The following is an 18,977-nucleotide window of genomic DNA, read 5'->3' as shown; positions in this document are numbered from 1 at the left end:
CGTTCAGACGGGACTGGAAGCCGGCGATCGGTGACCTTAAGGCAGGGGCCAGTCGACCGCGGTGATGCCGAGCATTGCGAAGAGGGTCGCGAAGAGCAGCAACGTAAGGACGACGATGGGAATCAGGCCGCGTACGGTCGGTTGGATGCGTCGGATCCGGCCTTCAGGGCCGAGATCGCAATGAGCACGGGCGACCCGAAGTGCCCTCGATTGACCTGGATCGGCCACGCCGCCCAGCCGTAGACGACGGCGGCGGCGAGTCCGGTTCCGATGAGGCTGAGGATTGCTGCCGGCAAGGGATGTGCAAGCCTCATCCATCGACGGGCGCCGCTGTCGACGACCAGGACGAGCATGAATGGAATGCCGAACATCGCCGGTCCTCCGACGAGCCAGCCGACCAGCAGTCGCAGGAACTCTTGAAAGGCCATAGCGGCACTCCTCACGCGAGATTTGGAAATTTGCACTGTATGTGTATTTCAGGCAATAAATGAGTCGGCGTCACTCGCATGGGTCGAAAGCCCGGTTCGAAGCCTCCGGTCGGTCTGCTGCCGCCATCGCATTGCCGGACTCCGATATGAGTGGGGCGCTGGTAGTCTCGTAGGGCGTTGAGCAGGGTTGACAGTTGCTCAGAGACGTCGACACCGGGAGGCCGTTCTATGCCCGCACAGCAGTCCGCGGAGCGTGAAGGAGTGCCGTCGGTAGGGGACCGGGTCGAGGTGCGCGGGTCCAGGTGGATGGTCGCCGACGTAATCGCTTCCGGCGCGGACACGATCGTCGAAGTGAACAGCCTCGCCGACGACGCCTTCGGGGAGCAGCTGCGGCTCGTGTGGGAACTCGAACCGGGACGCCGCGTGCTGCCGTCCTCCGGCCTGCCCGAGGTGACCCGCGACGGGTTCGACAAGCCCGCGCAGCTCGCCGCCTTCCTCGACGCCATGCGCTGGTCGGCCCTCACCAGCGCCGACACCCGCAACCTCCAGGCGCCGTTCCGTTCCGGAGCGGACATCAAGCTCTACCAGCTCGAACCGGTGTGGCGGTCCCTGTCGGCCCCGCGCGTGAACCAGCTCCTCGCCGACGACGTCGGCCTGGGCAAGACCGTCGAGGCCGGCCTGGTCGCCAGCGAGCTGATCCTGCGCAACCGCGCCAAGCGCGTCATGATCGTCTGCCCGGCCGGGCTCACCACCAAATGGCACGACGAGATGCGGAAGCTCTTCGGTCTGGAGTTCACCATCGTCAACGCCCAGACCTACACCGATCTGCGGCGCGAACGAGGCAATGGCGCCAACCCCTTCGAGGTCTACCGCAACACGATCGTCAGCCTCCCGTGGCTGCGCGGCCCCAAGGCCGAGCGACTGCTCTTCGGCGAACTGCTGCGCGGCGCGGGGGAGGACACGCGCCCGTACTTCGACCTGCTCATCCTCGACGAGGCCCACCACATCGCCCCCTCCGCCCCGAAGCAGCGCTACGCCGTCGACTCGCAGCAGACCAAGACCATGCGGGAGCTCGCGAAGCACTTCACGCACCGCCTGTTCCTCTCGGCCACCCCGCACAACGGCTACCCGGAGTCGTTCACCGCGCTCCTGGAGATCCTCGACCCGGCCCGCTTCGCCCGCGGCGTCGCGCCCTCGCAGCAGGCGCAGGACGAGGTCGTGATCCGCCGCCTCAAATCCACGATCACCGGGTCCGACGGCAAGCCGGAGTTCCCGGAACGCAAGGTCCGGGACCTGCGGCTCGAATACGCCGAGGACGAGATCGACGTGCACCGCTGGTTCAGCGAGTTCACCCAGGCCCGCCGATCCCGCCGCGTCAAGGGGCGCCGCGGCCGGGCCGCCGCCGACCTGGTGACCCTGCTGCTCAAGAAGCGGCTCCTGTCGAGCCCGCAGGCCTTCGCCAACACTTACGAGACCTACGCCGGCGCACTGCCCGCCGCCCCGGCCGCCGCCAGCGACGAGGTCCCGGAGTTCTACGACGAGGTGTGGGACGAGGAGGCCACCCTCGACGACGACGAGCTCTACGACTTCGAGGACGAGCACCTGCGGCGATCGGCCTCCCACCAGGAGCGCCTGGACCCGGCCGAGCACGAGCTCCTGTCCCGTATCAACGACTGGGCGAGGAAGCACCTGTCCGCGCCCGACACCAAGGCCGCCCGCCTCCTCGAGTACCTCGGCGAGGTCTGCAAAGCCGGTGACGACTGGACCAACGAGCGGGTCGTGGTCTTCACCGAGTACCGCGACACCCTCCACTGGTTGCAGGACCTCCTCGACTCCCGCGGCTTCGGCCGCGACCGCGTCGCACTGCTCCACGGCGGCATGGACATCGACGAACGCGAGCAGATCCGGCTCGCGTTCCAGGCCGACCCCGCCGACCACCCCGTGCGGGTCCTCCTCGCCACCGACGCCGCCGGCGAGGGCATCGACCTCCAGAACCACTGCCACCGGCTCGTCAACTACGACATCCCCTTCAACCCCAACAAGCTCGAACAGCGCGCCGGGCGCATCGACCGCTACGGCCAGCGCCACAGCCCCGAGGTCTACAACTTCGTGCCCGCCCCGACCGCGGGCGACTCCGCGTTCCTCGGCGAGATCGAGTTCCTGGCCCGCGTCGCGGCGAAGGTCAGCCAGATGCAGACCGACCTCGGCTCGGTCAACCCGGTGCTGGCCGAAGGACTCCAACGGCGCCTCGCCGGGGACACCACGGTCGGCGACGTGGAGACCCTGGCCCAGCAGGCGACAGCGCGAGGCAAGAAGGCCGGCGAGGTCAAGGCCGCCGCGAACGTCTCCGAGCAGGTCGAACGGCTCGGCGAGCAGTACGAGAACAGCGTCGACGAACTCCACCTCCACCCCGAACGCATCCGGCGAGTGGTGGACACGGCGCTCGACCTGGCCCACCAGATGCCGCTCAAACCGCGCCCCACGGTCTATGGCGTCCCCGCCACCGAGTTCGACGTCCCGGTGATGACCGGCGAATGGGTGCGCGCCACGAAGAACCTCGTAGCGCCGTTCACCCCCGAAGGACAGGAGCCGCACCAGCGCCCGGTGACCTTCGACCCGCTTGTGGCCCAAGGCCGTGACGACGTGGTCCTGGCGCACCTGTCGCACCCGCTGGTCGACATGTCGTCACGCCTGCTGCGCGCCGCGGCCGACTCCGACCGGGTCGACCTCCACCGCGTGACGGCCGTCGTCGGCCCCGACGACCTGGAGGACATGTTCGTCGCCGCCTACGCCAAGTACACCGTCACCGGCGGCGGCTCGACCCAGCTGCACCAGGAGATCATGGCCGTCGGCGGCTGGCTCGACGCCCGCACCGGCCGGTTCCGCCGCGAGAACCTGACCCGGACGGGACTGATCCTCGAAGCGGCCCTCGACAAGGGGACCGAGGCCGGACCGGGAACCAAACTGCGCCTGTCCGAGCACTGGCCCGAAGTCGACCGCGGCCTGCGCGACGCGCTCGCCCGCCGCACCGCCGAACGCGACGAGTCCCTCCAGAAGAAACTGGAGCAGCGCGTCGCCGAGGAGCAGGAGCGCATCCGCTTCGCCTACCGGCAGTTCCGCGCCTCCCTCGAAGAGGCCATCCACGGCCGCAAGACGAACGAGGACGAACTGTTCGGCCTGGCCGAACTCGAACTCGACCAGGCCCGCCGCGACGAGGGCCACTGGGCGGAGCGTCTGGAACAGCTCGAAGCCGAGAGCGAACGCGAACTCGCCGCCGCCCGCGACCGCTACGCCGATCCGAAGGGCCACCGCACGCCGCTGGCGATCGTGTGCGTCGTACCTGAGAGGGACAACCGTTGAGCCGCATCATGAACCGCAAGCGCCGCACCGGCTCCGACCGCACCCAGGTCCACCAGGACTGGATCGAGCTCATCGACACCGACGGACCCTGGCTGTCCCTGCCGGTGCTCACCGAGACCTGGCCCGACCTCGACGCCGTCACCCCTGAACGACGCGCCGAACTGCGCGCGGCCCACGGCGAATGGGCCGACGACCCGCGCGACACCGCCCGCTGCCGAGCCTGGACGCAGACGCTCCTCGCCGACTTCCTCGGCTGGGGCGACGGCCTGCACTGGGCGGCTGAACCGGGTGCGGCGGTCGACGGGATCGAACCGGTCCACATCGGCCAGCACGATACCACCGTCAGCCCCGACTTCACCCTCCACGACGGCGACGCGCCCCGCATCATCGGCCTCATCACCCCGCCCGACAACCACCCCGCCAAGCGCATGAAGGGCGAGACCTGGGCCGCCACCCCCATCGACCGGCTCCTGCGCCTCTGCGCCGCGAACAAGACCGAACTCGGCCTCGCCACCGACGGCCGCTTCCTCGCGCTCGTCTACGCACCCGCCGACGGACCGAGCGCCTACGGCGTCTTCGACACCATGACCATCACCGACCACTCCGACCTGGTGGTCCTGCGCGCCCTGTTCAGTCTCCTGAACCGCCGCCGCTTCACCGACTACCAGACTGAACAGCAACTCCCGAACCTGTTCCACCAGTCCGCCGACCGCGAAGAAGAGCTCACCGAGACCCTCGGTGTGCAGGTCCGCCGCGCGGTGGAGCTCCTGGTCGAAGCCATCGGCCGCGCCCACAAGGCCAAGAAGGAACGCGACGGCATGGGCATCACCGTCATCGGCGAAGACGGCACCCGCCGCCTCGTCGAAGCAGACGAGGCCTATCGCGGCGCGGTCACCGTCATGATGCGCCTGGTCTTTCTGCTGTTCGCCGAGGAACGCCGCCTCCTCCCGGCCGACAACCCGCTCTACGCCGAGGCCTACTCCGTCGCCGAATCCGCGCAGGTACTTCAAGAGCGCGTCGACTCTGGAAGTGAAGCTCTCCTGGAGCAGAGCCACCGCGCCTGGCTGCGGCTCCTGGCGCTGTTCAACGCCGTGCATCGCGGTGTCGACACCGCGGAGCTTTCCATCCCGGCCTACGGAGGCTCCCTGTTCGACCCCGAGGCGTACCCGTGGCTGTTCGACCAGCAGCAGCCGCTCGTGATCGACGACCGGACCCTGCACAACGTGCTGAAGTCCGTCACCACGGTGTGGATGAGCGCCGGGAAACAGAAGACCCCCAAGTCCCTCAACGGCATTCAGCTCGCCGACCCGAAGCGAAGGCCGAAGGGCGAGTACCGGACGCTGAACTTCGACCGGCTTGGTGTCGAGCAGATCGGGTACGTGTACGAGGGCCTGCTGGCTTGGGAAGGACGCTGGTCCACCGAGGTCGTGGTGGGGCTCGTCGGCAAGGAGAGCAAGGAAGCCGAGGTCTCGCTGCGTGACCTTGAGGCGATGTGGGCTCGCGCGGGCGGGGATGTGGAGACGCTGGCGGAGGTGCTGTTCGAGCGCTTCGAGAAGCACGGCAAGTCTGGCATCGGCACGGCCAAGGCTATCGTGAAACTTCTGGAGCCGATGGATGCTGAGCAGCGGGAGCGGGCTGAGCGGGACCTGTTGTCGGTCACCGGGAACGACCCGCAGCTGACGGCGCGACTCATGCCGTTCTATGGGGTCATCCGGGCCGACTTGCGTGGACAGGCGACGGTGGTACTGCCCGAGACGCTGTACATGACCGAGTCGGAACTGCGGGGGAACACAGGCGCGCACTACACGCCGAGGAAGCTCGCGGACGAGGTTGTGCAGGGCGCGCTTGAGCCGCTGGTGTACGAACCGGGGCCGTTGCAGACGGCGGACACGGACACTTGGGTGCTGAAGGACGCGGACGACATCCTGGCGCTGAAGGTAGCCGACATCGCGATGGGCTCGGCCGCGTTCCTGGTGGCGGCGTGCCGGTTCCTGTCGGAGCGGTTGGTAGAGGCGTGGAGAGCGAAGGGCGACCCGCGCGGTGCTGTTGCCGAGGACCGGTCGGATGAGGCAGGCGAAGACCCGAACCTGATCGAGGCTCGCAGGCTTATCATCGAGCACTGCTTGTACGGGGCGGACATCAACCCGGCAGCGGTCGAGATGGCGAAACTGTCCCTTTGGTTGGTTTCGATGGACAAGGATCGCCCGTTCACCTTCCTTGATGACAAGCTGGTCTGCGGTGACAGCCTGCTGGGTATCACGAGTATCGAGCAATTGGAATTCATGCACCTGAATCCGGCTGAAGGTCGAAAGCTGCACGAAGGAACGATTCTCGATTTCACCGCTCATATCAGGGAACTGGTGCGGAAGGCAGCCGATACTCGCAAGGAGATCGCCGACATCAGCGACAGGAGCGCCGAGGACCAGGAGCGCAAGCGAGAGCTGTTTGCCAGAGCTAACATGCTGACAGTTGAGGCGAGCCAGTATGGAGACTTGCTGGTCGGCGCCGGTCTGGCGGGAAACGAAGATGCCTGGTTGATCGCAGCGAACCTTGGTAGCAACCAGGCCAATGAAGGCCGTGTCGAACTGGACAAGCGGCTTGCCCGATGGCTTCGGACTGATTTGCAAGTAGGAGCGTTCGATCGAGACCCGATTCACTGGGCTTTGGTATTTCCGGAAGTTTTCGAGAAGGGTGGATTCGATGCAATAATTGGTAACCCTCCTTTTCTCGGAGGAAAAAAGATTAGTGGTACCAATGGGTCTGCATACCGTGATTTTCTGGTAAGACATGTCGGTGGCGGTATTAAGGGTAACGCAGACCTAGTGGCTTATTTTCTCTTGCGCGCGGCGAAGATCGTCAGCCAGTTTGGGCAGGTTGCTCTAATTGCCACTAACACCCTTGCGCAAGGTGATACTAGGGAGGTTGGACTTGATCAAATTGCAGAGCATGGGTATGTAATTCGATCTGGTATAAAGAGCGAATCTTGGCCGTCGAAGAGTGCCGCCCTTGAGTACTGTGCGGTTTGGGCATCGAGGGCCGCTCTGGGCGACGCTGCCGAAAGAAGGCTAGACAGAGTTCAGGTATTTGGGATCAATTCATCACTTGACGAAATATCTCGCGTTCAGGGAAAAGCAGAGAGACTGTTCTCGAACAAGGATCGAGTTTTTCAGGGTTCGGTTGTGCTTGGCCTAGGTTTTACAATGGATCCTCAGAGCGCATCGAACTTGATTTCGAATGATGGCAGGAATTCTGAAATTCTGTTTCCATACCTGAATGGTCAAGATCTAAATCAGCGCCCGGACTGTTCGGCGAGTCGCTGGGTTATTAACTTTCATGAGTTTAGTGAAGAACGTGCTCGGTCGTACAAGGATTGCTTCGATCGCGTCTTGAAGCTTGTAAAACCCGAAAGAGAGCGCAGTAATAGAAAGGTATATCGGGACCGCTGGTGGCAGTTTGCTGAGAGACAGCCAAGGCTTCAGAGGGCGATCTTTGGCCTGAATGATGTTATTGTGCTAACCCTTGTTAGTAAAGTGGTGATGCCTGCAATTGTTCCTTGTGGTCAGGTATTTGCTCACAGGCTTGCCGTCTTTGCATCCGATGATCGGGGTCTATTTGCGTTTATTTCGAGCTCGGTCCACTATTTGTGGGCGATTGTTAGAAGCTCAACCTTGGAGACTCGAACTAATTATGCTCCGAGTGATGCGTTTGAAACTCTCCCTTCTCCGGTGTTGAGTGAGGCTCTTCGAGGGCTTGGGGAGCGGCTTGATTTTGAGCGGCGGGAGCTCATGCTTGCTCGGCAGGCTGGACTCACCGACACCTACAACATGGTTCACGATCCCTCTAACTCTGATCCCGACATCCTCAACCTTCGGGAGATTCATCGGCTCATCGATGAGGAGGTCTGCCGGTGCTACGGCTGGAAGGACCTCATTCCTCAACTGGCTCATGACCACTACGAGACCCGGCAAGGTACCCGCTACACCATCGCCCCTGGGCCTCGGCAGGAGATCCTTGACCGGTTGCTTGAGGAGAACCACCGGCGTTACGCCATCGAGGTCGAGCAGGGGTTGCACTCCAAGGGCAAGGCCGCCAAGAAGACGACCTCCAAGGCCACCAAGGTGAAGCCTGAGACTCCTGGGCAGGATTCTCTGTTCTGATCGCGCTTCCGATTGGCGCCCGGCGGTAGTCATGCTGACTGTCGGATTCTTGACAGAACAGTGGTTACGTAGGCGTGTTACGTCTCTCCGCGTGGAGGAAACGGCGACCCGAGGGTTGTGTCCGATGTAGTGCTCCTGCCACTATGCGTGTCATGAGCGCGAAGGCTTTCCTCACCATCATCCAGATTGCACGGTTGCTCGTGCAGTACCGCAAGCGGGCCGGGCTGACCCACAAGGCGGTCGCCGACAAGGTTCAGATGAGCGTCACCAAGATCCGCGACCTCGAACACGCTCGCTGCAATCAGGTTCGGTGGGGCGACATGCTGACCTTCGCCCACATCTACAAGCTCAGCCCGGAGGAGACCAGCAACCTTGTCCGCCTCGCCGAGGAGTCTGAGAAGCCGGACCTGTTCCATACCTTCGACATTCCCTCGGCCTTCTACACCTTCCTCCAGATGGAGATGGTCGCCTCGAAGATCATGATCTACGAGACGGAGCTGATCACGGGGCTCTTCCAGATCGAGGCGTACATGTTGGCTCTCCGAGACGGTGTCGAACCCGAGTACCGCGGCCCGTCTGATGGGTCTGGGTTCCGACTCGATCGTCAGCGACAGTTCATGGAGCGCGACTGGCTCCCTGAGGTCGTCTACGTGACTTCTGAAGCGGCCCTGCGCCAACATATTGGTGGGCCCGAGATCATGGCCGCGCAGCTTGAGCACCTGAAACGGCTGGACCGTGAATTCTCGCTGTTCACCTTCAAGGTGGTGCCGTTCGCGGCGGGGAAGCATCGATCGCTGGGTCGTTCGTATCGGATCTTCGAGTTCGAGGGAGGGGAGTTCCCGAAGACGGTCTATCTAGAATCGTTGGAAGGAGCGCGCTACATCGAGCGGCCCGAGCGGGTCGTCTCGTTCCAGCACGCCCACGACGATTCCGCGAAGAAGGCCGATCCGATCAAGGACTACATACTGCTATGACAACTTCGAAGTGGCGCAAGTCGAGTCGTTCAGGAGCTGACCAGACGAGCAGTGACTGCGTTGAGGCTCGCGCCGCTGGGTCAGGGTTCGAGGTTCGCGATTCCAAGCTGTCCGAGGACTCCCCGGTCTTCGGGCTTACCCAGGGCGACTTCACCGCCCTGCTTGGGACCGCTCAGCGCTGAGCCACAGCGCCAAGCATCCGCGTTCAACCTCATGGCCCGACACCTCCCCGTGCTGACAACCCGTGCAGGTGCCACAAGGCCAGCCCGAGCGATTCGGGTATCCAGCGGCAGAAGCCAACAGCGCCAAGACACAGCATCAACCGCTACGAAGCCGGGACCCGCAATCGCGAGTCCCGGCTTCCTCGTCGCAGACGTCCTCCGGCCGAGGGATATTCGGATCAGGTGTCGCTCATCGACACCTATCCCGGCCGTCGTTCAACGTCGTCTTCCACCGCCTTCCGTGGGGTTGCACTGCTGAGCTGCACCGGATTAAATACCAGGTCAGAGGCTTGGAAACACTGCCTGGCTCCCGTACGTTCAACGAGTCGGCGCGCGGTGGGGCGCACCGGCTCGGCGAGGGGAGGCGGCATTGGCGCTGCCGATTGGTGGGCCTCCTCTCGCCGGTCCTTCCAGGATCGAACGGAGGCGGCCATGCCGCAACATCAGACCCTGAACGAATCACTCGTGGAGTTCCTCGGCGAGATCGACATCGCCGGAAGCCTGGCCACGGTCAGCTGGCCCTTGGGCGGAGACGCGGTCGGCCTCGACTTCACCGGCCAACGCGTCCGCTTCGGCATCGTGATCGATCTCGACACCGATCCGAGCCTGCGGGTCGAACCCGCCCATGCCGGCCTGCTCGACGTCGAGGGCCGCCTGCTCGTGATCGAACAGGTCGCCGCGCTCTGGTACGGGGCGGCACTCGTGCCCGACACCGTGCGTCGAGGGAGGAACCGCCGATGAGCCGCTTCGCCAACGAGGGGTCGCGGTTGCGAGCCGTTTCCACCGGGAAGCCGGAAGTCCGGGGCAGGACCGAGGAAGACCGGTTCTGCCACCGCCTCGGCGAGTTCAGGTTCGCGAAGACGCTGACCTTCACCGTGTTCGGGGATGATGAGCGCAACCCGAAAGCCGCGCGAGTGGTCCTCGACGACGGCATCCAAGACCCGTACCCGATCCTCACGATCGAAGGACTCGGCCGCCTCAGCCCGTCGCCCGAGGTCGAATGGCGCAAAGGCTGGATCGACGCCCGCGACCCGTGGGCCCGCGTCATCTACGGCAACACCATCGGGGTGGTCAGACAGGCGCGGTCGGCCCAGGACACGCCGCCCGTCTCCTGACCGGGCGTCATTCCACACGCGGGGTGCCCGATGTCGGCCACGGGCGCCCCGCGTGTCGGTGGGGTCGGGCAGAATGTTCAGATCCGCTATTCGCGGGATCAGGGCAGAACGGAGCGTCATGGTCACACCGTCCAGCCGCACAGGCCGCGCCTCGGGGGCACCCGAAGGACCGACCCCGGCCCAGTTGCTGCACGACCCCCAGGACTTCGAGGAAGCCACCTCCTACGAAGTCCGCGACGGCATGATCGAGTACCTCACCCGCGACCTCCTCGGGCCCTGGGGCGGCGAGACCGAGCAGCTCTCGCCCTACAGTCCGCGCGACCGCTACCTGGTCGGCCAGCTCGGGCCGAAGACACTTCGGCCCGTCGGGGAGCCCCGCGACGCCGAGGACCCCGAGAACGACCCGTCCGAACTCGACGACGGCACCGGCCCGATCGCCTCCACCGAGGACACCGAACTTCCCGAGCAGACGCCCCCTGTCGATGCCGGGCGCCTGTGGGCCTCCAGCATGGGACTGTCGTTCAAACTCGCGCCCGAGACCCAGACCATCCACGTCACCGCAGCCTGGGGCCGCTACCAGAAGGTCGTCCAGGAGAACGAGGACGGCAAGTCGATGCGGGTGTGGCAGCGCGAACCCGTCTCCTACCCGAAAGAGGTCCGGCTGCAGGCCGGAACCGAGCGCATCGCGCTCACCGGCTCCTCTCCCGACGAGGCGTGCGTGATCCTCCAGGTCGAGACCAAGGTCAAGACCGACTGCACCGTGGTCGACGTCAGCCTCGTCAACGGCCAGCGCGAACCGCGCTCCAACGGCGACGAGGCCTGGCTGTTCCAGCCGCAGCTGACGATCCGGGCCCTCGACGGGGCCGCCCCGATCTTCCTGCCGCTCGACGACCCGCTCACCGACGACATTCCCTCGACCTGGGTCGAGGACGCCGAGGACATGCGCCTGCGGCTGCTCTACCGCAACAAGCTCCAGTATGTGATGGGCCGCAACGTGGCCGTCGCCGCCGAGGAGGTCGACGGGACCAGGCGCGCGAACGTGCTGCGCACCGAATGGCTGCCCGCGACCGACGTGCCGGGCACGTCCGCGCCCACCCCGGAGGAGTCGCCCCGCCTGGCCGGTCTCGAACTGTCGATGGCCGCGCTGGCCCGGGTCGAGACTCCGGCGCTGCGCGCCGGTCTCGCGCCGCTCGCGGAGGGCTACGTCGACTGGCTCGATGAGCAGGGCGGCCGCCTCGCAGGGCTTCCCGCGCAGCTTCGCCCGTACGCCGAGTCGTCGTTGCAGGACGCCCGCCGGATTGCCGCTCGCATCGGGGACGGCGTGCGGCTGCTCACCGACGAGAGCGTGGAGCACCACGCCGATGCGTTGCGGGCGTTCAGGTTCGCTCAGGCGGCGATGAAGGAGCAGCGGCTCCACACCCAGATCGCCGCCCGTCGCTCCGCCACCGGCGAGGACTATCCGACCGCGAAGGCCGCGATCGAGGCGAAGGGCCCGGGTGCGGCGTTGTGGCGTCCGTTCCAGCTGGCGTTCCTGCTGCTCAACATCTCGAGCCTGGCCGACCCGGGGCACGAGGAGCGCAAGGCCAACCATGACGGCCTGGTGGACCTCCTGTTCTTCCCGACCGGCGGCGGCAAGACCGAGGCCTACCTCGGGCTGGCGGCGTTCACGCTCGCGATGCGACGCCTCCAGGGCGTCACCGGCACGGGGGAGGAGGCCCGGGACGCCGCCGCCGGAGTCGCCGTGTTCATGCGGTACACGTTGCGGCTGTTGACCTCGCAGCAGTTCCAGCGGGCCTCGGCGCTGGTGTGCGCCGCCGAGCTGCTGCGCCGGGCCGAACCTGCGGTGTTCGGCGAGGAGCCGTACCGGATCGGCCTGTGGGTGGGCCTGAAGGTCACGCCCAACTCCTTCCAGGACGCCGAAGACGACATCGCGGACATGCGCGAGTCCGGCAGGATCGCCGGATCGAAGGTCCTCCAGCTCCAGGCGTGCCCGTGGTGCGGCGAACCGTTCGACCCCAATGCGGTCGAGATCGACGGCGACCGCCAACGCGTGCTCGTCTACTGCCCGCGCAGCAACAGCGCGGAGGACCGCTGCCCGTTCTCGCGGCGGGAGTCCCCCGACGAGGGCGTGCCGATCGTGAGCGTGGACGAGGAGATCTACCGGCTCCTGCCCGCGTTCGTCATCGCCACCGTCGACAAGCTGGCGCAGCTGCCGCTGAAAGGCGAAGCGGGAATGCTGTTCGGCCGGGTGAGCGGCCGCTGCCCCCGACACGGCTACAAGCACCCCGACCTGGACGGGAAGGTCGACTGCACGGGCCAGCACAAGGCCAAGGGGCGCTGGCCCGCGGTCAAGGCGGTGCCCGTGGTCCGGCCGCGCCCGTGGGACCTCATCATCCAAGACGAGCTGCACCTGATCTCGGGTGCGCTCGGCACCAGTGTGGCCTTGTTCGAGTCGGCCGTGGACTACCTGCTCCAGTGGGAGCTCGACGACGGCCGCACCGTCGGCCCGAAGATCGTCGCCTCAACGGCCACGACCAAGCGCTCCGCGTCGCAGGTGCGGGGCATCTACGACCGGGGGGTGGCGCTGTTCCCGCCGCCGGTGCTCGACATCGAGGACACGTTCTTCTCCAAGCAGGATGCGGTCACGCAGCAGACGCCCGGCCGCCGCTACCTGGGCCTGTGCGCGCACGGGGTGCGGCTCAAGCAGGCCGAGATCCGCCTGTGGGACACGATGCTCCTGGTGGGGCAGGCCCTGTTCGACAAGCACGGGACGGCCGCCGACCCGTACATGACCCCGGTCGGCTACTTCAACGCCACCCGGGAGCTCGCCGGGATGCGACGCTACCTCGACGACGACGTCTCGATCAGGATCAGCCGGCCCCGAGACGGCTTCCCGCGCAGGCTGGTCGGCGGTGAGACGCTCAAGATCACCGAGCTGACCTCCCGCATCGCCTCCCGCGAGGTCGCGGCCACCCTCGCGGACCTCGAAGTCGGCTTCGACCCCGACTGCGACACGACGCAGCGCAAACGCGGCTGGCGCGGCGAGTACTCGGTGGCCAGGAAGCAGCGGCGCGAGGTCGACCCCCGGGCGAAGGAGATGAGCGAGCGCGACCCCCGCACGGGCGCGGTCCTCGCCACGTCGATGCTCCAAGTGGGTGTGGACGTCTCCCGGTTCGGGCTGATGGTCGTCACCGGGCAGCCGAAGAACACCGCGGAGTACATCCAGGCGTCCTCACGAGTCGGCCGCGATGCGAACCGCCCCGGCCTGGTTGTGGCCCTGTACAACTGGACCCGGCCCCGCGACCTCGGCCACTTCGAGGACTTCTACCACTACCACGCGAACTTCTACCGGCAGGTCGAAGCGCTGTCGGTGACGCCGTTCACCAGGCGCGCGCTCGACCGGGGCGCGACCGGCGCGCTGGTGGCGGCGATCCGGCAAGGCGACATCGCCTCATCGGCGAACCCCGCGGCGGCGGCGTTCGAGCGGACTTCGAGCTCGGTCCGGGACGTGGTCGACAGCTTCGCCGAGCGGGCCCAGGACGTCGCCGGTCAGGCCGGCGGCTACCTCCGCGAACGGGCCGAGGCCCTGTTCGACGCTTGGGAGAACGAACGGGCCGTCGGGAACCTGGTCTACCGTGCCGGCCAGAGCCAGACGAACCGCAACGGCCTCCTGGAGACCGCGGACGGCTCGGAGTGGGGAACGCGCACCGTCGCCAACTCGATGCGCGAGACCGAAGGCGAGGCCAAGCTCCTGTTCCCGTTGCAGGACGAGGTCTACGCCCGAGTGCCGGGCACACCGGACTGGGGAGTCAAGAAGCGGCCCGGCGATGCGAAGGACGGTGCGTGAGCGATGGCCCCGAAACAACCCATCAGGGCGGTCGGCTCGGCCCGGCCCAGCCACCTCATGTTCACCGGCGGGATCGGCGCGATCGTCGACCTGCCGAACATGGCCGCGCTCATCGGCGGACTCGACGACTGGGAGCCCCACTACCGCAACGACACCCGCGTCGTCCTCGAACCGCGCCTGCTCGACGAGGTGCGCCGGAAGGTCGGCCGCAAGGTCGGCGAACTGCGGCTCATCCCCTTGTCCGAAGAAGACGACAAGACGAACATCGGGGTGCCGGCCCGGCCCTTCCCCGCCTGGCTGCGATGCACCAAATGCAACCGGCTCGACTCGATCGAGAGCAAGAACTTCACCTACGTCAACGACAAGCGCAAGCGCCCCGACCTCGCCAGATTCGAGCACCGCAACTGCGGCGGCAAGAAGGACTACAAGGCGGTGCCGGCGCGGTTCCTCCTGGCCTGCCGCGCCGGCCACCTCGACGAGTTCCCCTACGCATGGTTCGTCCACCGCGCCGCGCCGTGCCCGAAAGCCGAGAAGCCGCGCTTGACGATGCTCGACCGGGCCGGGAACCGGGCCGTCAACGTGCTCATCAAATGCGAGGACTGCGGCTCCGACCGGAACCTCCGCGACGCCATGGGGGAACTCGGGAAGGCGAACCTGCCGGGCTGCCGCGGACGCCACCCCCACCTGAACACCTTCGACGACTGCCTCGAAGACCTCTCACCGCTCATCGTGGGCGCCTCCAACCTCTGGTTCCCGCAGACGGCGTCGGTGCTCTCCGTCCCGCCCGACAGCGCCGACAAGCTCGCCGCACTCGTCGCCGACCACTGGGAGACCCTCCAGATGGTCGCCACGCTCAGCGCGGAGCAGATGGCGCCGCTCATGCGGTCGCTGCCGCAGCTCAAGCCGTTCGCGGAGTTCGAAGCCGCCGAACTGCGAGCCGCCATGGACGCGTACACGCCGGGCGCGCAGGACACCGAGCGGCGGGACCTCCTCGAACCCGAATGGAAGGCCCTCACCGCGAAGACCCTCCCCGACGACGGCCGCAACTTCACCGCCGTACGAGACCCCGAAGGGGTCCCGGAACGGCTCAAGCCCTTCTTCACCGATGTGGTCCGCGCCGAACGCCTCCGCGAAGTCCGGGCCTTCTACGGCTTCACCCGGCTCGACGCCCCCGACCCCGAACAACCCGACCTGGTGCCGACCGCGCCTGTCAGCCGCCACGAACCCACCTGGGTGCCCACCAGCGAAGTCTTCGGCGAAGGACTCTTCCTCCGCATCGACGCCGACGCGTTGCGGCAGTGGACGGCGAAGGTCGAATCCAGCAGTGCCGTGCAGCGCCTCCAAAGCGCCTGGCTGAAGTTCCGGGAGAACCGCCACTCCAACCGGCTCACCGGGGGCTTCGACCCCATGGCCGGCTGGCCAGGCACCGGATACGTCGTCCTCCACACGCTCTCACACCTGCTCATCCGCTCGATCGCCCTCGAATGCGGCTACAACTCGGCGAGCCTCGCAGAACGCATCTACAGCAAGGGGGACCAGGCCGGCATCCTCATCTACACCGCCGTCCCCGACGCCGAAGGCACCCTCGGCGGCCTGGTCAGCCTCGCCGAACCGAACCAGCTCACACGGATCGTCGGCAAGGCGCTCACCGGAGCCGAACGATGCTCCGGCGACCCGGTGTGCGCCGACCACCTCCCCGCCGATCCCGCAGACTCGCTGCACGGGGCCGCCTGCCACTCCTGCCTGTTCGTCTCCGAGACCACCTGCGAACGCGGAAATCGATTCCTCGACCGCCGCTTCGTCACCGACCTCGGCGACGACCTCGCCTTCTTCCCGTCATGGGCGTGAACGGCAACGAGGTCCGCACCGCGGCACTGCGGCTGCTCGACCTCATCGGACCGACCGCGCTGGCGGCCAGTGCTCAGGAGATCGCGGCAGGGGGAGAACCGGCGATCATCGCCGACCGGCTCGGCAGACCCGACGCCGTCGAGAGCATCGCCCATCTCGTCCACTCCTGCCGCGAATGGGGCGCCGACCGCGCCGAGTCCTACCTGATCGGCCTCGCCGACGGCCGGACCGGCGACCGGGAGTCCGCCGAACTCATCTGGACCGGTCCGTCCGTCCACGGCGTACCAGTCCGCGCCACCGGCCCCACCCTCCTCGCCGTGGTCGATGCCAGCAGGCACGACCTCTGGCTCACCACCTACTCGGCCAAACCCCACGAGCCGCTGCTCCAAGCGATCAGACGCGCGATCGGCCGCGGCGTGGCCGTCGCGATCGCCGTCGAGACGCTCGCAGGCGCCGGGTCGGCCATCAGCGGTTCCGAACCGGCCCATGCATTCGCCGGCGTCGACGGACTGAAGCTGTACGGCTGGCCGCCCGCCAAGCGACCCGCCGACGCCAAACTCCACGCCAAGCTCGCCCTCGCCGACGCCACGACGCTCCTGGTGACCAGCGCGAATCTGACCGGCTCCGGACTGGGCCGCAACATCGAAGCAGGCGTGCTCGTCAAAGGGGGCCCGGCACCGCAGCGAGCCGCCGAGCACCTGCGTGCCCTCGTCGGCAACGGCACGCTCGAACGCATCGGATAACCGCGACCCGGACAGGGAGCGCGCAGAGCCGGTTCTCCTTGCAAGATGACGGACGGTAATATCTTCACCTCGTATTCGGTGCAGTAATCTGACCCGTCCCCCTCAGGGAGCGCATGCATGACCGAGTCCCAGGAAGCCGTGCTGTCGATGGACCGCGGCGCGACGCGGAAGCTCGCGAAGCTCGACCGCAACATCTACGCCCGCTTCGTGGAGTTCCAGAAGAAGTTCTGCGCGAACATGAACCAGCCCGGTCTCCGGCTCAAACGGCTCCAGGGCGACCGGCGGCTCTGGTCGGCGCGCGTCACGGACGACTACCGGGCGATCCTCTACGAGATCACCGGCGCCCAGTTCATGCTGCTCGACGTGGTGCCCCGGCAATCCGCCTACGACGGGATCGAGAGCCGATACGGCGCGGCCGTCAACGCCGTCACCGGCGCCTTCGAGATCACCGACTTCGAGGAACTGCGCGCCGCGGTCCGCGGGATGGACAAGGCAGAACCGGCTGCACCGCAAGCGTTCACCACCCACTCTGATCCGGTCGCCGACGACCGGTTCAAAGACCAACCGGATGAGGTGCTGATCAACCTGGGCGTACCGGCGCCGCTCCTGCCCCTGATCCGGGAGATCAGCACCCTCGACCAGCTGATGTCGTTCTGCGAGTGGGCGCCCCACCACACCGCTGAAGTGCTGCAAGCCCTCGACGAAGGGTTCTCCGCCAAAGAGGTCGAGGAGATCGTCACCGACCCGGTCAGGCCCGCCGAACCGGTCGACACCACCGACCTCGAGACCGCCGTGCAACGTCCCGCCAGCTACGTCACCAGCTCCGACGCAGCCGTCGCGGCCATGCTCGACGGCCGATTCCAAGAGTGGCGCCTGTGGCCCCACCCCACCCAGAAGCAGATCATCCAGCGCACCTACAACGGTCCCGCGCGCATCGGCGGTGGGCCGGGAACGGGCAAGACCGTCGTCGCGCTCCACCGCGCCGCGCGCCTCGCGAAGCGCCTCGATCCCGATGGCGACGACCGGGTCCTGCTGACCACCTTCACCCGCAACCTCGCCGTGGACCTCAAGAGCAAACTGGCCCTGCTGGTCGACGAGAAGACGATGGGACGCATCGATGTCGAACATCTCGACAGCGTCGTCTACCGGCTCGCCGCCGAGCAGTCCGGCGGGCTCGGCAGCGCGGTCGGCGACAACAACCTGATCGGGTGGTGGCGGCTCATCTGCCAGGAGCAGGGAGAAACCGAGTTCACTCCCGAGTTCCTGCTCGACGAGTGGACCGAGGTCATCTGCGCCCAATTGCTCACCCGGCGCTCCGACTATCTTCAGGCCAGACGAGTGAAGCGCCCCCGCCGTCTGAACCGGCTCCAGCGGGCCAGAGTGTGGGAGCTGTCCGAACGGTTCAGTGCCCGCTTGGTCGAGAAGCAGGCCTGGTGCTGGCCGCAGATGCGAGCGACCACCGCACTGACCGAACGACACCGCTCCGAACGCGGGTACCGCTACCGGCACATCGTCGTAGACGAGGCGCAGGACCTCACCTCCGCGCACTGGGTGCTGCTGCGGGCGCTCGCGCCGCAACGCAGCGACGACCTGTTCATCGCCGGCGACACCTTCCAGCGCATCTACGGCCAGCCCGTCACGCTCGGACAGCTCGGCATCGAGATCCGGGGCCGCTCGAAACGCCTGACCCTCAACTACCGCACCACCAAGGAGATCCTGAAGACCGCGCTCGCGATCGAGGCGGGCGCGGAGGCCGACAACCTCGACGGAGAAGCCGACAGCCTGGCCGGGTACCGGTCGGTGATGAGCGGTGCCACCCCCGAATTCCGGCCCCAGGCGGACGAAGACGCGGAACTCGCCGCGATCGCCGCCCAGGCGCGGGCCTGGACCGACGCGCACGGACCCGGCGGCATCGCCGTCGCGGTGCCGCAGAAGCGGCTGATCGGCAAGGTGCTCGGCGCACTTGACGCTGTGGGCATCGACGGCTTCCAGCTCGGGTCCGACCAGGAGCCCGAGGCGGAGACCGTCCACGTCGGCACCATGCACCGGCTGAAGGGACTGGAGTACCGGTTCATGCTGATCAGCTGCATCGGAGCCGAGTACTTTCCCTACGATTTCGTTCGGGAGCTGGCGGAGACCGATCCGCACCGTCACGAGCTGGAAATGGTCAAGGCCCGCAACCTGCTGTTCGTGGCCGTCACCCGAGCCCGGGACGAAGTCGTCTTCACCTGGGCCGGCGAACCAAGCCCGCTCCTGCGTCTCGAACGCGCGGCCTGATCACACC

General features: G+C 66.7%; 11 protein-coding genes. 10 read left to right on the top strand and 1 reads right to left on the bottom strand.

Features of this window, described 5'->3' with window-relative positions:
• Nucleotides 1–122 precede the first annotated feature (122 nt).
• Complete coding sequence (locus tag ABD419_RS22005) at nt 123–428, bottom strand: hypothetical protein (protein WP_344491238.1); 306 nt, start codon at nt 426–428, stop codon at nt 123–125.
• Nucleotides 429–656: 228 nt separating this feature from the next.
• Between ABD419_RS22005 and drmD the strand changes: the two genes are divergently transcribed.
• The 10 genes from drmD (at nt 657) to ABD419_RS21955 (ending at nt 18,970) form a co-directional block, all read left to right on the top strand.
• On the top strand, nt 657–3,788 hold the full coding sequence (gene drmD, locus ABD419_RS22000; protein WP_344491235.1) for a DISARM system SNF2-like helicase DrmD: 3,132 nt from the start codon (nt 657–659) through the stop codon (nt 3,786–3,788).
• Nucleotides 3,785–7,945, top strand: a complete 4,161-nt coding sequence (locus ABD419_RS21995; protein ID WP_344491232.1) for an Eco57I restriction-modification methylase domain-containing protein — start codon at nt 3,785–3,787, stop codon at nt 7,943–7,945. Before drmD ends, ABD419_RS21995 begins: the two co-directional genes overlap by 4 nt.
• Nucleotides 7,946–8,097: 152 nt before the next feature.
• On the top strand, nt 8,098–8,919 hold the full coding sequence (locus ABD419_RS21990; RefSeq protein WP_344491229.1) for a helix-turn-helix domain-containing protein: 822 nt from the start codon (nt 8,098–8,100) through the stop codon (nt 8,917–8,919).
• The gene (locus ABD419_RS21985; protein ID WP_344491227.1) at nt 8,916–9,101 is read left to right on the top strand and encodes a DUF397 domain-containing protein; all 186 of its coding nucleotides are present in this window, start codon (nt 8,916–8,918) and stop codon (nt 9,099–9,101) included. The genes ABD419_RS21990 and ABD419_RS21985 overlap by 4 nt, the downstream gene beginning before the upstream one ends.
• A gap of 504 nt (nt 9,102–9,605) precedes the next feature.
• Nucleotides 9,606–9,881 (top strand): hypothetical protein, encoded by a 276-nt coding sequence (locus ABD419_RS21980; RefSeq protein WP_344491225.1) that lies wholly within the window; start codon nt 9,606–9,608, stop codon nt 9,879–9,881.
• Nucleotides 9,878–10,255 carry a hypothetical protein gene (locus tag ABD419_RS21975; protein ID WP_344491223.1) on the top strand — a complete coding sequence of 126 codons (378 nt, stop codon included), beginning with the start codon at nt 9,878–9,880 and terminating at the stop codon, nt 10,253–10,255. Before ABD419_RS21980 ends, ABD419_RS21975 begins: the two co-directional genes overlap by 4 nt.
• Nucleotides 10,256–10,439: 184 nt before the next feature.
• Nucleotides 10,440–14,102 carry a DISARM system helicase DrmA gene (gene drmA, locus ABD419_RS21970; RefSeq protein ID WP_344491220.1) on the top strand — a complete coding sequence of 1,221 codons (3,663 nt, stop codon included), beginning with the start codon at nt 10,440–10,442 and terminating at the stop codon, nt 14,100–14,102.
• Between the two features lie 3 nt (nt 14,103–14,105).
• A complete protein-coding gene (gene drmB / locus ABD419_RS21965; RefSeq protein ID WP_344491217.1) occupies nt 14,106–15,950 on the top strand; it encodes a DrmB family protein in 1,845 nt (614 codons plus the stop codon).
• Entirely contained in the window at nt 15,947–16,693 is a 747-nt protein-coding gene (gene drmC, locus ABD419_RS21960; RefSeq protein ID WP_344491214.1) for a DISARM system phospholipase D-like protein DrmC, read from the top strand. Before drmB ends, drmC begins: the two co-directional genes overlap by 4 nt.
• Before the next feature lie 117 nt (nt 16,694–16,810).
• A complete protein-coding gene (locus tag ABD419_RS21955) occupies nt 16,811–18,970 on the top strand; it encodes a UvrD-helicase domain-containing protein (protein ID WP_344491212.1) in 2,160 nt (719 codons plus the stop codon).
• Nucleotides 18,971–18,977 lie beyond the last annotated feature (7 nt).

Source organism: Glycomyces endophyticus, assembly GCF_039531525.1.
Taxonomy (GTDB): Bacteria; Actinomycetota; Actinomycetes; order Mycobacteriales; family Micromonosporaceae; genus Glycomyces; species Glycomyces endophyticus.
Note: the sequence above shows the minus strand (reverse complement) of the source record. Positions and strands in the feature narration are given on the sequence as shown.

Coding starts and splice junctions, on each gene's coding strand:
- ABD419_RS21990 (WP_344491229.1), top strand. CDS start 8,098: ATGAGCGCGAAGGCTTTCCTCACCATCATCCAGATTGCACGGTTGCTC.
- ABD419_RS21975 (WP_344491223.1), top strand. CDS start 9,878: ATGAGCCGCTTCGCCAACGAGGGGTCGCGGTTGCGAGCCGTTTCCACC.
- drmD (WP_344491235.1), top strand. CDS start 657: ATGCCCGCACAGCAGTCCGCGGAGCGTGAAGGAGTGCCGTCGGTAGGG.
- drmB (WP_344491217.1), top strand. CDS start 14,106: ATGGCCCCGAAACAACCCATCAGGGCGGTCGGCTCGGCCCGGCCCAGC.
- ABD419_RS21985 (WP_344491227.1), top strand. CDS start 8,916: ATGACAACTTCGAAGTGGCGCAAGTCGAGTCGTTCAGGAGCTGACCAG.
- ABD419_RS21955 (WP_344491212.1), top strand. CDS start 16,811: ATGACCGAGTCCCAGGAAGCCGTGCTGTCGATGGACCGCGGCGCGACG.
- ABD419_RS22005 (WP_344491238.1), bottom strand. CDS start 428: ATGGCCTTTCAAGAGTTCCTGCGACTGCTGGTCGGCTGGCTCGTCGGA.